Annotated in this window: 14 protein-coding genes; 6 read left to right on the top strand and 8 right to left on the bottom strand. The window is 71.1% G+C overall.

Annotated elements, in window-relative coordinates:
* Positions 1-49: 49 nt before the first annotated feature.
* The 3 genes from purH to F6W97_RS31450 form a co-directional block, all read right to left on the bottom strand.
* Positions 50-1624 carry a bifunctional phosphoribosylaminoimidazolecarboxamide formyltransferase/IMP cyclohydrolase gene (gene purH / locus F6W97_RS31460; RefSeq protein ID WP_155374176.1) on the bottom strand — a complete coding sequence of 525 codons (1575 nt, stop codon included), beginning with the start codon at positions 1622-1624 and terminating at the stop codon, positions 50-52.
* A gap of 178 nt (positions 1625-1802) precedes the next feature.
* Entirely contained in the window at positions 1803-2408 is a 606-nt protein-coding gene (gene purN / locus F6W97_RS31455; RefSeq protein ID WP_155374175.1) for a phosphoribosylglycinamide formyltransferase, read from the bottom strand.
* A gap of 154 nt (positions 2409-2562) precedes the next feature.
* Positions 2563-3354 (bottom strand): hypothetical protein, encoded by a 792-nt coding sequence (locus F6W97_RS31450; RefSeq protein WP_155374174.1) that lies wholly within the window; start codon positions 3352-3354, stop codon positions 2563-2565.
* 1 nt (position 3355) lies between these two features.
* Between F6W97_RS31450 and F6W97_RS31445 the strand changes: the two genes are divergently transcribed.
* Together F6W97_RS31445 and F6W97_RS31440 are read left to right on the top strand one after the other, a co-directional pair.
* Positions 3356-3655 carry a hypothetical protein gene (locus F6W97_RS31445; protein WP_155374173.1) on the top strand — a complete coding sequence of 100 codons (300 nt, stop codon included), beginning with the start codon at positions 3356-3358 and terminating at the stop codon, positions 3653-3655.
* A gap of 133 nt (positions 3656-3788) precedes the next feature.
* A complete protein-coding gene (locus F6W97_RS31440) occupies positions 3789-4073 on the top strand; it encodes a CD225/dispanin family protein (RefSeq protein ID WP_155374172.1) in 285 nt (94 codons plus the stop codon).
* Between the two features lie 7 nt (positions 4074-4080).
* Here F6W97_RS31440 and F6W97_RS31435 read toward each other — a convergent pair whose 3' ends face one another.
* Positions 4081-5799: a cell division protein PerM gene (locus F6W97_RS31435; protein WP_155374171.1), complete on the bottom strand. Its 1719-nt coding sequence runs from the start codon at positions 5797-5799 to the stop codon at positions 4081-4083.
* 124 nt (positions 5800-5923) lie between these two features.
* On the opposite strand from F6W97_RS31435, the gene F6W97_RS31430 reads away from it, so the two are divergent.
* Positions 5924-6265, top strand: coding sequence for a DUF4190 domain-containing protein (locus F6W97_RS31430; protein ID WP_230687130.1), 342 nt, complete (start codon positions 5924-5926; stop codon positions 6263-6265).
* Between the two features lie 22 nt (positions 6266-6287).
* The gene (locus F6W97_RS40265; protein ID WP_196279409.1) at positions 6288-6665 is read left to right on the top strand and encodes a hypothetical protein; all 378 of its coding nucleotides are present in this window, start codon (positions 6288-6290) and stop codon (positions 6663-6665) included.
* Positions 6666-6729: 64 nt separating this feature from the next.
* Here F6W97_RS40265 and sucD read toward each other — a convergent pair whose 3' ends face one another.
* From sucD to F6W97_RS31410, 3 genes are all read right to left on the bottom strand, one after another.
* A complete protein-coding gene (gene sucD / locus F6W97_RS31420; RefSeq protein ID WP_120317043.1) occupies positions 6730-7617 on the bottom strand; it encodes a succinate--CoA ligase subunit alpha in 888 nt (295 codons plus the stop codon).
* A 6-nt stretch (positions 7618-7623) separates the two neighbouring features.
* Positions 7624-8802, bottom strand: coding sequence for an ADP-forming succinate--CoA ligase subunit beta (sucC, locus tag F6W97_RS31415; RefSeq protein WP_155374170.1), 1179 nt, complete (start codon positions 8800-8802; stop codon positions 7624-7626).
* A gap of 441 nt (positions 8803-9243) precedes the next feature.
* Positions 9244-9651 (bottom strand): cobalamin B12-binding domain-containing protein, encoded by a 408-nt coding sequence (locus tag F6W97_RS31410; RefSeq protein WP_120317046.1) that lies wholly within the window; start codon positions 9649-9651, stop codon positions 9244-9246.
* 374 nt (positions 9652-10025) lie between these two features.
* On the opposite strand from F6W97_RS31410, the gene F6W97_RS31405 reads away from it, so the two are divergent.
* Together F6W97_RS31405 and F6W97_RS31400 are read left to right on the top strand one after the other, a co-directional pair.
* Positions 10026-10733: a M23 family metallopeptidase gene (locus F6W97_RS31405; protein WP_230687129.1), complete on the top strand. Its 708-nt coding sequence runs from the start codon at positions 10026-10028 to the stop codon at positions 10731-10733.
* Between the two features lie 275 nt (positions 10734-11008).
* Positions 11009-11815, top strand: coding sequence for a M23 family metallopeptidase (locus tag F6W97_RS31400; protein ID WP_155374169.1), 807 nt, complete (start codon positions 11009-11011; stop codon positions 11813-11815).
* Between the two features lie 253 nt (positions 11816-12068).
* On the opposite strand, the gene pcrA is transcribed toward F6W97_RS31400, so the two are convergent.
* Entirely contained in the window at positions 12069-14498 is a 2430-nt protein-coding gene (gene pcrA / locus F6W97_RS31395) for a DNA helicase PcrA (protein WP_196279408.1), read from the bottom strand.
* Between the last annotated feature and the right edge of the window lie 115 nt (positions 14499-14613).

Below are 14613 nucleotides of genomic sequence, written 5' to 3'. Positions count from 1 at the left end.
GCACCTTCTTAACGGACGTCCGTTAAGAAGGTGCCCTTCCTTCGTCTTGTCAGTGGGCGAAGTGGCGCGAGCCCGTCAGGTAGAGGGTGATCCCGGCGGCCTTGGCCGCGGCGATCACTTCCTCGTCGCGGATCGAGCCGCCGGGCTGCACCACCGCGGTCACACCCGCGTCCAGCAGGATCTGCAGGCCGTCGGCGAACGGGAAGAAGGCGTCCGACGCCGCCACCGCGCCGCGGGCCCGGTCACCGGCCCGGGAGACGGCCAGCCGGCACGAGTCGACCCGGTTGACCTGGCCCATGCCCACGCCCACGCTGGCCCCGTCCTTGGCCAGCAGGATCGCGTTGGACTTGACCGCCCGCACCGCGCCCCAGGCGAACTCGAGGTCGCTCAGCAGCTCGTCGGAGGCGGGCTCGCCGGTGGCCAGCCGCCAGTTGGCCGCGTCGTCGCCGGGCGCGCCGAAATCGTCCCGGGTCTGCACCAGCATGCCGCCGGACACCTGGCGCAGCTCGACCTTGTTCGGCCGGAACGGCGGGGCGAGCAGCACGCGCAGGTTCTTCTTCGCGGTCAGGATCTGCACGGCCTCGTCGGCGTACGCGGGGGCCACCACGACCTCGGTGAAGATCTCGGCGATCTGCTTGGCCAGCTCCGCGGTCACCTCGGTGTTGACCGCGATGATGCCGCCGTACGCCGACACCGGGTCGCACGCGTGCGCCTTGGCATGCGCGTCGGCCGCCGAGACCGCGGAGATCGCGATGCCGCACGGGTTGGCATGCTTGATCACCGCGACGGCGTGCACGCCCTCGAAGTCGTGCACGGTGCGCCAGGCGGCGTCGGCGTCGATGTAGTTGTTGTAGGACATCTCCTTGCCGCCGAGCTGCTGCGCGCGGGCCAGGCCGGGCGCGGCCGACGGGTCGATGTACAGCGCCGCCGCCTGGTGCGGGTTCTCGCCGTAACGCAGCACGTTGGTGCGCCACACCCCGAGCCCGGCGTACTCCGGCCAGGCGAAGCCCTCGGCCGGTGCCGGGGCCAGCTCCTGGGCGCACCAGTTCGCCACCGCGACGTCGTAGTCGGCGATGTCGGCGAAGGCGCGGGCGGCCAGCGCGCGGCGCTCGCCCAGGGTGAACCCGCCGGACTCCAGGGCCGCGGCGATCAGGTGGTAGTCGGCCGCCGAGGTGACCACCGCGACGTTGGCGTGGTTCTTGGCCGCCGCGCGCACCATGGCCGGACCGCCGATGTCGATCTTCTCGATGCACTCGTCCATGGACGCGCCCGAGGCCACCGTCTCGGTGAACGGGTAGAGATTGGACACCAGCAGGTCGAACGGCTCGATGTCGAGTTCGGTGAGCTGCGCGCGGTGCGTGTCGAGGCGTACGTCGGCGAGCAGGCCCGCGTGCACCCGGGGGTGCAGCGTCTTGACCCGCCCGTCCAGGGTCTCCGGGAAGCCGGTGAGCTCCTCGACCCGGGTGACCGGCGAGCCGGTGGTCTCGATCTGCTGCGCCGTGCTGCCGGTCGAGACGATCTCGACGCCGTGCCGCCGCAGCGTCGCGGCGAGGGCCTCCAGCCCGGTCTTGTCCCACACGCTGATCAGCGCGCGTCGAATGGGCTTGCGCTCATCCGTGGTCATGGCATCTCCTCGCTACGCTCGGCGGTGGCATGAGCCACCAGCCCCATGGTTCGCTCGCCAGGCTCGCTCACGCGATCTCCTCGCTACGTTCGTGACCGACCTGAGCCGCCGGCCCGTGTGGTCCCACACCTGGCCGCCTCGGTCCCGGGCCGGCTTCACGGCGCGGGCGGGCGGCCGGTCAGCCGACGACCACTTTCCTGCCGTTGACGGTCCAGCCGTGGCGCGCCATCCGGCCGACGTACTCGACCAGCTGCGCACGCTCGGCGTCCTTGATGCGCTCGGAGAGGGTGTCCTCGGTGTCGTCGTCGAGCACCGGCACCGCGACCTGCGCGATGATCGGCCCGGTGTCCACCCCGCCGTCCACGAAGTGCAGCGTCGCCCCGGCGAGTTTCACGCCGTACTCGACGGCGTCACGGGGGCCGTGCATGCCGGGGAAGGCAGGCAGCAGGGCGTTGTGGGTGTTGACATAGCGTCCGCCGAACCGGTCCAGGAAAGCCTTGCCCACCAGCTTGAGGAAGCCCGCGCCGATGACCAGGTCGGGACGGTGCACCGCGGTCAGGTCGGTGAACGTCTCGTCCCACTCCTGCCGGGTGGCGAAGTCCGGGACCCGGGCGACGAAGGTGGGCACTCCCGCGGCCTGCGCGCGGGTCAGGCCCGCGATGCCGTCGCGGTCCGCGCCGACGCCGACGACGGCCGCCCCGTAGGCGGGGTCGGCGCAGGCATCGAGCAGGGCTTGGAGGTTGGTACCGGAACCGGAGACCAGGACGACGAGGCGAGCGGTCACCTCTGCACCCTATCGGGCAGCCAAGGCGCTGCTCGCGTCGGGTGTGCGGCGCACTTACGGCGTTTTGCCCGACAAACGAGCAAATAAAGTAGATATTGGGCGAAGAACTGCATTCCAGAACGTGCGACCGCCGCCCGGCCAGCCGGGTGGCTCGTCACCCCGCACGCTCTGCCGAACGCGAGGAGCCGAACTTGACGCAACCGCCGTCCGCACCGGAACCGCCGGAGGAGCCGCCGTCCTGGCCGCCCCAGCCCCCTTCGCGCGAGGACCAGCCGCCAGCCCCTCCCTCGCCGGATGTGCCGCCGCCGCCCGGCGAGCCGGTTCCTGCGCCGCCCGAGGGCGCCACCTGGCGCCCCGAGCCGGTCTCCCCGGCCGCCGTCCCGGAGTTCGAACCGGGCGCTGTGCCCGAGCCGCCGTCCGCGCCGGAACCGCCGGCGACGTTCGAACCGCCGTCCGTGCCCGAGCCCGCAGCACCGGTGACGGGCTCGCCCGGCACCGCCGGTGGAGTCTGGCCGGAACCGCCGAGCAGCGTCCCCGAGCCGCCGGCCAGCGTGGACAACCCGTTCAGCCCGCCGCCCGCGCCGGAGTTCGCGCCGCCGGCCGCCATGAGCGACCCGACCGCGCCCACGCCGCCGATCCCGCCGACTCCCCCGACGCCGCCCACGCCACCGAGCCCACCTCCGCCGATCCCGCCGGTGCCCCCGCCGCCGTCGGTCGGGGCGAGCACGCCCACCCCGCCCGGCTGGCCCGAGCCGGCGGAGCAGCCGTACCCGTCTCCCGTGCCTCCGCCGCCGCCACCGCCGGTGTCCGATCCGTACGGCCCGAGCGGCGGCACGGTGTACACCTCGGGCGGCACCCCGGTGCCCCCGCCGCTGCCACCGCCACCGCCGCCACCGCCGATCGGGGGACCGCCACCGCCACCGCCGCTGGGTCCTGCCCAGGGCACCGTGTACCAGAAGGCGGGCGGGCAGAACAACCTGTTCGGCTGGATCGCGCTGGCCCTCGGCATCATCGGCACCGGTTGCTGCTGCTGCCCCTGGATCAACGGCGCGCCGTTCATCGGCGGCATCCCGGCGGTCATCCTCGGCGCCATGCACCTCAACAAGGTGAAGAAGGGCGCGGCGTCGATGTCGTGGCTCGGCTGGGTCGCCATCGCGCTCGGCGTCATCGCCATGATCGCCGCGATCTGCGGTATCGCGACCGGATGGCAGGACCGTATATACGACCAGTACCAGCAGTTCAACTGATCACTTGTGTCGTCTGGTGGGACAGCTGATATCAGCTGTCCCACCAGTCACATCCGTCACAAGTTGCTATTAGACTCCGCACGTTTGGCAACGGCTCACTCCGAGCCACCACCCCAACACCCCTGGAGTCTCCATGACCTACGGTTCCCAGCAGCCGCAGATCGACAACAACCTGACGATGTCGATCGTCTCGATCTTCCTGTTCTGGCCGCTGGCCATCCCGGCCATCATCAACGCCAACAAGGTCAACCCGCTGCTGCAGGCGGGCGACTACGCGGGCGCCCAGGCCGCGGCGGCCGAGTCCAAGAAGTGGTCGAAGCTGGCCCTCATCATCGGCGGCATCGGCTGGGCCCTCGGCTGCGTCTGCTGCGCGATCAACTTCTTCGTCATCGGCGCCAACGGCGCTGCGGGCATGTGATCAGCCGCTACTGCACGAGCTGACGGGCGGTCCGCACGGCGGGCCGCCCGTCGGTCTCTTTCCGCAGACCGCGCACCGCCCAGCAGCCGGCGACCCCGAGCAGGCCGCCCAGCGCGACCACCAGCGCCGACATGCCCGCGACCGGCCACACCACCGGTCCGGTGCGCACCGGCCCGGTCACCGGCAGCAGGCCGCCCGACGCGTACGCGGCAACCGCCAGCAACGCCCCCGCGACCAGCCCGGCGACCAGCGCCGAACCGCACAACCGCAGCCAGCGCGGCTGGGGCGTGAGCACGTCCCCGAGCCGCGAGCGGCGCGGGCGCAGCCGCCGCCGCGCCATCAGCACCGCCGCGGCCACGCCGCCGAGCAGCGGCAGCACCGTCAGCAGCCAGCCCAGCCCCCGCAGCGGGCCGGTCGGCAGCCCGGCGAACACCGGCAGGTGCGTCAGCGGCAGGGTGCCCGCGGCGAACCCCGGGCCGAGCAGGTAGGACGCCGCCCAGACGGCGAAGTTCGGCCCGTACACCAGGCTCAGCAGGATCAGCCCGGCCTGGCCGAGCACCCCGGTGGAGAAGCCGGCCAGATCGTGGGTGGCCTGCGCGCCGTTCATCGCCACCGCGAGGCCCACCGCGCCCGCGCCGACCGCCAGCACCAGCAGTGCGGCGACGACCCCGGCCCGTACGCCGTCGCGCAGCCACACCGGCGTGCGCCGGGCCAGCCGGCGCAGCACCCCTCCGCTGCGCAGCACCCCGAGCGCGCCCGCCACCGAGCCGAGCACCGTGAAGTGCAGCGCGGCCCGCCATGGGGTCACGAACAGTCCCGGGCCGTCGGCCAGCACGGCGGCAGCCAGGCCGAAGCAGCCGTACACCAGCCCGACGGCCAGCGTGCCCTGCACCGCGTGCCGGATCGAGCCGCTGCCCTGGGCTCCCATCGCGCGGGTGATGTGCACCCCGGCCCGGTTGACCCGCCACAGCGCGAACGCGGTGAGCGCCAGCGGCGCCAGCTCCATGGTGCCCAGCTGCCCGTTGACCGCGACGGTGATCGGCACGCCGTGCCCGAGCAGCCACCCGGCCAGCACCAGGCGCAGTGACAGTCCCCAGTCGACGGCCCCCTCAGCGGCGCGCGCCGCCAGCGTCAGCACCAGCAGGGGCGCGAGCACCACGAGCGCCGCCCAGCCCGTGTTGACCAGCGCCGCCACCGGCAGCGGCGCGCCGCGTGGGCGCAGCATGCCGGCCGGGCGGCCGCGCGGCAGCAGCACGGTCTCCATGGTGGCGATCTCGTCGTCCAGCGGCTCCCGCGGCAGCGGCCGGCTCAGGTCGATCTTGACCGTCTCCCGCGCGGCGAGGTGCGACAGATCGATCTTGACAGTGTCCCGGGTGGCTATCGCCGCGTCGTCGTCGAACCCGTCGGCGTCCGGATAGGCCTCGTCGGCCGCAGGGTCGGGGTCGGCGGCGTGGCCCGGGTCGGCGTCGGCCCGGCGGCCCTCGTCCGAGTCGGTGACGACAAGGCGGCTCGCGTCCTGCTCGGCTTCGGCCTCCGGCGTGCCGTTTCGGGGCGGGTCCGGCTCGGCGGCATCGCGTTCGGACGCGTCGGCGACCGCGGCACGGGTGTCCGGTTCGGCCGGCCGCGATCCGCCGGACGGCGGCCGCGAATAGGCGTCCGAACCCTCGCCAGGCGCAGCGCGCCGCAGCTCAGGCTGCACACCGAGGGACTCACCTTGCTCCGTCATCAGGCGCTACCTAACCACAAACGAGCCGGGTTGACTATGAACCCTACCCCGTGGCCATTTCGACCCGATATGCGCGTTAGGAGAGTTACGCTGCGTGCAAGGTCGTTCATCGAGGAGGATTGTCGTGACCTACAACCCGCCACCGCCGTCAGTGCCGCCGCCGCCACCGCCGCCACCGGTGCCGCCACCACCGCCGGGCCCGCCGCCCTACGGGGCGCCGTCCGGCATGCCGGGGCGGGGCGGCAGCGACCGGGTGACGTTGTACGGCGTGCTCGGCATCGTCCTGGGCCTCTGCTGCTGCGGCCTCATCGGCCTGGTCCTGGGCTGGCTGTCGGTTCAGGAGGCGAAGAAGGTCGGCAAGAAGCCCACGCTGGGCTACATCGCGATGGCCATCGGCGTCATCGGCATCATCTGGAACGTCATCTACGGCATCCGCTACGCCAGCGGCGGGATGAAGCTGAATTAACTAGTCCGGATAGGGGAAACCCATGACGAACGACCCGCTGCCGCCGTACGATCCGCCACCGGTGACCCCTCCACCGGCGCCACCGCCGATCAACCCGCCGCCGCCCCCGCCGCCCCCGCCGCCGTACGGCGCGACGCCCGGGCCGAGTGGCGGCAAGGACATGGTGCTGATCTACGGCATCATCGGTATCGTCACCGCCGTGGCCTGCTGCGCGCCGCTGGGCATCCTGTTCGGCTGGCTGTCCATGAAGGAGGCCCGGGAACGGGGCGCCGACCAGACACTGGGCAAGGTCGCCTTCTGGCTCGGTATCGCGTTCACCGCCCTGCAGGTGATCGGCGTCATCCTGGCCTGCGCGGCCGGCGCGTTCAGCGGCAGCATGTCCAGCCACAACGGCTACTGACCGAAAGCACGGTGGGTGTTCTCCCGATCGGGAGAACACCCACCGTGCTGTGTGCGTACCGGCGTCAGCGGCCGGACATGACCTCGCGCATCAGGCGCGCGGTCTCCGACGGCGTCTTGCCGACCTTGACCCCGGCCGCCTCCAGCGCCGCCTTCTTGGCGTCGGCGGTGCCGGACGAGCCCGAGATGATCGCGCCCGCGTGGCCCATGGTCTTGCCGGGCGGGGCGGTGAAGCCCGCGATGTAGCCGACGACCGGCTTGGTCACGTGCGCCTTGATGAACTCGGCGGCCCGCTCCTCGGCGTCGCCGCCGATCTCACCGATCATCACGATGGCCTCGGTCTCCGGGTCGTCCTGGAAGGCCGCGAGCGCGTCGATGTGGGTGGTGCCGATGATCGGGTCGCCGCCGATGCCCACGGCGGTCGAGAAGCCGATGTCCCGCAGCTCGTACATGAGCTGGTAGGTCAGCGTGCCCGACTTCGAGACCAGGCCGATGCGGCCGGAGCCGGCGATGTCGGCCGGGATGATGCCCGCGTTGCTGGCGCCCGGGGACGCGACGCCGGGGCAGTTCGGCCCGATGATCCGGGTCTTGTTGCCGGTCTCGACCGCGTGCGCCCAGAAAGCGGCGGTGTCGTGCACCGGCACGCCCTCGGTGATCACGACGGCCAGGCCGATGCCCGCGTCGATCGCCTCGACGACGGCGTCCTTGGTGAACGCCGGCGGCACGAAGATGACGGTGACGTCAGCCCCGGTCTCCTTCATCGCGTCGGCGACCGAGCCGAACACCGGCACCGCGGTGCCGTCGAAGTCGACCGAGGTGCCCGCCTTGCGCGGGTTGACGCCGCCCACGATCTGGGTGCCCGCGGCCAGCATGCGCCGGGTGTGCTTGGAGCCCTCGGAGCCGGTCATGCCCTGGACGATGACCTTGGAGTCCTTGGTGAGCCAGATAGCCATGTCAGTTCACTTCCCAGCCGCAGCGAGCTCGGCGGCGCGCTTGGCCGCGCCGTCCATGGTGTCCACCCGCTGCACGAGCGGGTTGTTCGCGCTGTCGAGGATCGCGCGACCGGCCTCGGCGTTGTTGCCGTCGAGGCGTACGACCAGCGGCTTCGTCACGGTCTCGCCGCGGCTCTCCAGCATGGCCAGCGCCTGCACGATGCCGTTGGCGACCGCGTCGCACGCGGTGATGCCGCCGAAGACGTTGACGAACACGCTCTTGACCGCGGGGTCGGACAGCACGATCTCCAGACCGTTCGCCATCACCTCGGCCGACGCGCCGCCGCCGATGTCGAGGAAGTTCGCGGGCTTGACCCCACCGAACTGCTCGCCGGCGTACGCGACCACGTCGAGGGTGGACATGACCAGGCCCGCGCCGTTGCCGATGATGCCGACCTCGCCGTCGAGCTTGACGTAGTTGAGGTCCTTGGCCTTGGCGGCCTGCTCCAGCGGGTCGACCGCGGCCTTGTCCTCCAGCGCCTCGTGGTCGGCGTGGCGGAAGCCGGCGTTCTCGTCCAGCGTCACCTTCGCGTCCAGGCACAGCACCTTGCCGGAGCTGATCTTCGCGAGCGGGTTGACCTCGACCAGCGTCGCGTCCTCGGCCCGGAAGGTCTGCCACAGCTTGATCGCGATGTCCACGACCTGGTCGGCGACCTCGGCCGGGAAGTGGCCGGCCGTGACGATCTCGCGGGCCAGCGCCTCGTCGACCCCGCGGTTGGCGTCGATCGCGACCTTCGCGACCTTCTCCGGCTGCTCCTCGGCGACGGTCTCGATCTCCATGCCGCCGGCGACGCTGGCGATGCACAGGAAGGTGCGGTTCGCCCGGTCCAGCAGGTAGGAGAAGTAGTACTCCTCGACGATGTCGGCCGTCTCGGCCAGCATCACCTTGTGGACCGTGTGGCCCTTGATGTCCATGCCAAGGATGTCGTTCGCGCGGTCGTACGCCTCGGTCGCGTCGGCGGCGAGCTTGACGCCGCCGGCCTTGCCGCGGCCGCCGACCTTCACCTGCGCCTTGACGACGACCCGGCCGCCCAGGCGCTCGGCGATGGCGCGGGCCTCCTCAGGGGTCTCGGCGACGCCACCGGCGAGCACGGGCAGACCGTGCTTCTCGAAGACATCGCGCCCCTGGTACTCGTACAGGTCCACCGATACCTCTTCGTGTCCAGCCCATGGCGTCGCGGGCTGGACGCCCGCTGCGACGCGTAGGGACCATTGCCCATCCTCCGCTGGCTGGGCCTTCCGCGCAGCCTAACGGTCGGTCAGCGCAACGTATCGGCACGACCGCCCGGTGTGCCCAACTGCACACCACTCCGGCACCCGTCACTCTTTTCGGTGACCCTGCGAATGGCCGTAACCCCGACCACGGGCCGTCGTTGAGTCTGATGTCAGAGAGCTGAGGCCGGAACGGCTGAGGCAGGATGGCACAAACGGCCGATGCCCTGTCGGTCGAGGGGTGGCGGCGGGGCATCGTGCATAGAGGAGCCGGACGTGTGAGGGGTGCGTCCGGCTCCTCCCTTTTCGTATATATGTGAAAGCACCCCCGAGCCGATCCGGCTCGGGGGTGCAGATGTCTTCGGGGGTACGAGGTCAGGCAGGCTGCGCGGTCGCCACGTTGGCCCGCACCCAGTCCACGATCGCGTGGGTGGTCGCCCCGGGCGTGAAGACCTTGGCCACGCCGAGCCGCTCCAGCTCCGGGATGTCCGCGTCGGGGATGATGCCGCCGCCGAACACCACCATGTCGCCGGCGCCGCGCTCGCGCAGCAACTCGACCACGCGGGGGAAGAGCGTCATGTGCGCGCCGGACAGCACGGACAGGCCGACCGCGTCGGCGTCCTCCTGGATCGCGGTCTCCACGATCTGCTCGGCGGTCTGGTGCAGGCCGGTGTAGATGACCTCCATACCCGCGTCGCGCAGGGCTCTGGCCACCACCTTCGCGCCGCGGTCGTGCCCGTCGAGCCCGGGCTTGGCGACGACCACGCGAATACGAGTGCCCATCAGTGCTCACCTCTCCGCCGTACTGACCTTAACGAACGGTAACCCACTCACCGACGGTCACTGCCAGCGGTCCAGCGGTCTCGGTCCGCGACACCTATATATACGCGCTGCCCCGTGGTCCACTACACAGCGTATGTATCGCATTTCTGGACAAATAATGGCGCTATCGGGCAAGCCGGGCCGGACAGTCGCACTCATAGCGAAGAGATGGCGGACAGGAGCTTGTGCCTACCCCTACGGGTTGGTTAAGTTGTGCCGCAGTGCGACCAGAAACACCGTGCGAACCAGAAACACCGCGCCAACCAGAGTGCCATCCAAAAGTGGGTGACAGAGCGTCGCAGATCCGGCGGCGCCACCGATGACGGAGGCTGTACGTGCAATACAGGCCAACACTGTTACGGGAGGGTGACCGCTACCGCGGCCGCCGACGGGCTCCCGCCCCGCCCCGGAGCAGATACCTCGCCGTAGTCACGACCGCTTTCGTAGGCGCCGGGGTTGTCGCCTTCGGCGCCGGAGCCGGCATCCAGGACGCGAAGACCGACGCTCTCGTCGGCGACACGTCCGCCTCCGAACTCAGCGGAGCCCGCCTCGAGGCCGCCGAACGCGCAGGCCGCGGTGAGGACCGCTCGCTCTCCACCTCGATCGCCCAGTCCCCGAACGCCTGGGTCCTGCCGAACCACGACTACCGCCTGACCTCTCTCTTCGGGCAGCGCTGGGGCAAGGCACACAAGGGCGTCGACATCGCCGTGGACGAGGGCACCCCCGTCGCCGCGATGCACGAGGGCATCGTGCTGCTGGCCGCCTACAACGGCGGCTACGGCAACCAGGTGATCATCGACCACGGCGGCGGCATCAAGACCACCTACGGCCACAACAGCCGCGTGCTGGTCAAGGAAGGCCAGCGGGTCAAGGCGGGCGACATCATCGCCCTCTCCGGCAGCACCGGCCACTCCACCGGCCCGCACGTCCACCTCGAGATCCACGTCAACGACGTCGCGGTGAACCCCATCCCGTGGTTCAAGGCACACGGCGTCGATCTCGAATTGGAGATCGAACAGGCCTACGACGGCTCGGTGAGCTGATTTACCTCCGCTAAGCCGCCCGGTATCGAAAGATCCGGGCGGCTTTGTCGTGTTCCACGGGGCCCGGCGGTGGCCCCGGTCACCGGATTCCGGTGGCGCAGGTCACTCGACCCTGACAGGACTCAGGGTGGGCCCGGGTACGTAAAGGGGACATAACTCCCGAGTGGTACTCGCCCGCATGTCCGTTCCGGGTTTTGGCCGGGCTGGCCATACCTGCTTTGACCAGGCAACATAGCTCGAGCCCGTGTCAACGTAGACCCGGAGGTTCCCACCTCATGCAAGGCAGCAGTACCGAAATCCTCAAGGCAGCCCGCGCCAAGTTCGACGTGGTGAACGACAAGATCCGAAGCGGCCTCCGCGGCCGCTCGCGTCATGTCGTGGCCATCGCGGCACTGGCCGGCATCGCGTCTGTAGGCCTGGTCGCAGCCAACATCGACAACGGACCCACCGAGGTCACCCCCGTGGCGGCGACGTCCACGGTGAGCCGCGAGTCGGCGGCGGAACGCGCCGACCGATCCGCGCGCACCACGGCCAAGACTCAGGTCGCGGCTCCCAAGGCGGCGCCGAAGGCCGCTCCCAAGGCGGTCGCTCCCAAGGCGGTCCAGCCTGCGGAGAGCAAGGCCAAGGCCGGCACCTCGGTGCCCAAGGCCGCGCCGAAGGCCGCCGCGCCGGTAAAGGCCCGTCCCGTCTGGGGCAGCCCCATGCCGGGCGCTCAGGTCACCTCCTGCTTCGGTCAGCGCTGGGGCGTCCTGCACGCCGGCGTCGACCTGGCCGAGCCCGCCGGCACCCCGATCCGCTCGGTCGGCCCCGGCACCGTGTTCAGCAGCGGCTGGGCCTACAGCGGCTACGGCATCTCCGTGGTCGTCGACCACGGCGACGGCTACTTCACCCACTACGCCCACATGAGCCGCGACGCGGTCCAGGTCGGCCAGAAGGTGAAGGCCGGCGACCTGCTCGGCTACGAGGGATCCACCGGCGACTCCACCGGCCCCCACCTGCACTTCGAGGTGCACAAGGGCATGTGGAACCAGATCGAGCCGAGCGCGTGGCTGAAGGCCCGCGGCGTCCCGATCAGCTGCTGATCCCACCCTCCCCGTAGGGACACCCATCCCGGAACGCCGGTGTGCGCAGCCATGCGCGCACCGCGCGTCCCCCAGCGAAAACCCCTTCCCCCCGAACACGTGTGGCCCGGATCTCGCGATCCGGGCCACACGTGTGTCACCGCGTCACCGCGTCACCGCGTCACCGGCGATGATCGCTGTTTCGTGTCGAAAGGTGGACTCGCACCGCACATTCCGGCACGAAACAGCGATCAAGGCCGGCGCGGAAGGCAGGTCAGATCTTCTCCAGGGGAGCGTGGCGGAGGACCAGCCAGAGGACCTGGTCGCCGAAGTCGACCTGGACCTGGGCGCGGGCTCCGGCGCCCTGCACCGCGAGCACCCGGCCCAGGCCGTAACGCTGGTGGTTGACCCGGTCGCCGGCGGACAGCGACGGGGCCGCGGCGAGGTCGCTGGCGGTGGCGAGCTTGCTCGGGTCGATGCCGATCTTGCTGGCGAGCGCCGCGGCGCGGGCGGTGCCGCCCACGAAGGTGCCGCTCCCCCGCTCCTGTGCCCGCTCCCGGCCGCCGATGCCGCCGCCGCGCGAACCCCAGGAGGTGTACGCCCCCTCGGTGCGCTGCCAGTCGAGCAGCTCGGGCGGCAGCTCCTCCAGGAAGCGCGACGCCGGGTTGTACTGCGGCTGCCCCCACGCCGAGCGGGTCACCGCCCGGGACAGGTAGAGCCGGCGGCGGGCGCGGGTGATGCCGACGTAGGCCAGCCGCCGCTCCTCCTCCAGCTCCTTGACCTCGCCCAGCGACCGCAGGTGCGGGAAGACCCCGTCCTCCAGGCCGGTGAGGAAGACGACGGGGAACTCCAGGCCCTTGGCGGTGTGCAGGGTCATCAGCGTGACCACGCCCTGGTGCTCGGGGTCGTCCGAGGGCACCTGGTCGGCGTCGGCGACCAGCGCGACCTGCTCCAGGAAGCCGGCCAGGGTGGGCGTCTCGTCGGCCGCGGCGGTGCGCTCGGCGTACTCCCGGGCCACGCTGACCAGTTCCTGCAGGTTCTCGACCCGGCCCTCGTCCTGCGGATCCAGGCTCTCCTCCAGCTCCGAGAGCAGGCCGGACTCGGTCAGCAGCTGTTCGAGCACCTGCTCCGGCGGCGCGGTGCGGGCCAGCTCCCGGGCGGAGTCCATCATCGCCAGGAAGTCGCCGATCGAGTTGACCGCCCGGGTCGAGATGCCCGGCGCCTCCGCGGCCCGGCGCAGCGCGGCCCCGAAGGAGGTCCGGTCGCGCGCGGCCAGCGCCTCCACCACGGCCTCGGCCCGGTCGCCCAGACCGCGCTTGGGCGTGTTGATGATCCGGCGCATGCTGACCGTGTCGTCCTCGTTGGACACCGCCCGCAGGTAGGCCAGCGCGTCGCGGACCTCCTTGCGCTCGTAGAAGCGCACCCCGCCGACGACCTTGTAGGGCAGGCCGAGCCGGATGAAGATGTCCTCGAAGACCCGGGACTGGGCGTTGGTGCGGTAGAACACCGCGACGTCGCCGGGCCGGGCCGACTCGGCGTCGGTGAGCCGGTCGATCTCGCGGGCCACCCAGTCGGCCTCGGCATGCTCGTTGTCGGCGACGTAGCCGACGATCTGCTCGCCGGCCCCCTGATCGCTCCACAGCCGCTTGGGCTTGCGGTCGCTGTTGCGGTCGATGACCGCGTTGGCGGCGGACAGGATGGTCTGCGTGGAGCGGTAGTTCTGCTCCAGCAGGATGGTGCGCGCCTGCGGGTAGTCCCGCTCGAACTCCAGGATGTTGCGGATGGTCGCGCCGCGGAACGCGTAGATCGACTGATCCGCGTCACCGACCACGCACAGCTCGCCGGTGTCGCCCACCAGCTCCTTGACCAGCGTGTACTGCGCGTGGTTGGTGTCCTGGTACTCATCCACCAGCACGTGCCGGAAGCGCCGCCGGTATTTCTCCGTCACCTCGGGCTTGGCCTGCAGCAGGTGCACGGTGCGCATGATGATGTCGTCGAAGTCGAGCGCATGGGCCTGCTGCAGCCGCTGCTGGTAGAGCGTGTATGCCTCGGCGAGCACCCGCTCGGCCGGCCCGTGCGGCGTGAACGCCTCGGGGTCGACCAGCTCGTTCTTCAGGTTCGACACCTGCGCGGCCAGGCTGCGCGGCGGGTAGCGTTTGGGGTCGAGGTCCAGCTCGCGTGCGACCAGTTGCATGAGCCGGCGCGAGTCGTCCGCGTCGTAGATCGAGAAGGTCGACTTGAGGCCGGCGTGCTCGTGCTCCGCGCGCAGAATCCGCAGGCAGGCCGAGTGGAACGTGGAAACCCACATCATCCGGGCCCGGCCGCCGACCTGCGCCGCGACTCGTTCCCGCAGCTCACCCGCGGCCTTGTTGGTGAACGTGATGGCCAGGATCTCGCCGGGGTGCACGCCGCGGGCGGCCAGCAGGTAGGCGATGCGCTGGGTCAGCACCCTGGTCTTGCCGGAGCCCGCCCCCGCGACGATCAGTAGCGGCGTGCCCTCGTGGGTGACGGCTGCCCGCTGGGGCTCGTTGAGGCCGTCCAGGAGCGCCGCTATCCGCGGCGCGGACTCGGTGGGGGTCCGCTCGCCCTGGGACGGCCAGGAACCGCCGGAGGCCTTCTCGGCGGGCGGTTTCACGGTGGCGGGCCTGCCCCCGGGCGTCGTCTCGGACGGCGTCATCTCGGGGAGATCGAAGAGCGCATGCATCGTCTGGAGAGTCTATGCGCCCCCACCGACATCGCCCCAGCCCGCCACCGCTGAGCGCGAAACCGGCCCGTAGCGAGAAGGTCGTGCAGGTGTCACCGATGGGCTGTGGCGCGGC

Source organism: Catellatospora vulcania (assembly GCF_009720385.1).
GTDB classification, from domain to species: domain Bacteria; phylum Actinomycetota; class Actinomycetes; order Mycobacteriales; family Micromonosporaceae; genus Catellatospora; species Catellatospora vulcania.
The sequence above is the reverse complement of the archived record's forward strand: the minus strand, read 5'-3'. Positions and strand labels throughout refer to the sequence as shown.

Bases quoted from the DNA above. Each gene is read 5' to 3' on its own strand.
- purH (WP_155374176.1), bottom strand. From the start codon at position 1,624: ATGACCACGGATGAGCGCAAGCCCATTCGACGCGCGCTGATCAGCGTG.
- F6W97_RS31440 (WP_155374172.1), top strand. From the start codon at position 3,789: ATGACCTACGGTTCCCAGCAGCCGCAGATCGACAACAACCTGACGATG.
- F6W97_RS31435 (WP_155374171.1), bottom strand. From the start codon at position 5,799: ATGACGGAGCAAGGTGAGTCCCTCGGTGTGCAGCCTGAGCTGCGGCGC.
- F6W97_RS40265 (WP_196279409.1), top strand. From the start codon at position 6,288: ATGACGAACGACCCGCTGCCGCCGTACGATCCGCCACCGGTGACCCCT.
- sucD (WP_120317043.1), bottom strand. From the start codon at position 7,617: ATGGCTATCTGGCTCACCAAGGACTCCAAGGTCATCGTCCAGGGCATG.
- F6W97_RS31410 (WP_120317046.1), bottom strand. From the start codon at position 9,651: ATGGGCACTCGTATTCGCGTGGTCGTCGCCAAGCCCGGGCTCGACGGG.
- F6W97_RS31400 (WP_155374169.1), top strand. From the start codon at position 11,009: ATGCAAGGCAGCAGTACCGAAATCCTCAAGGCAGCCCGCGCCAAGTTC.
- pcrA (WP_196279408.1), bottom strand. From the start codon at position 14,498: ATGCATGCGCTCTTCGATCTCCCCGAGATGACGCCGTCCGAGACGACG.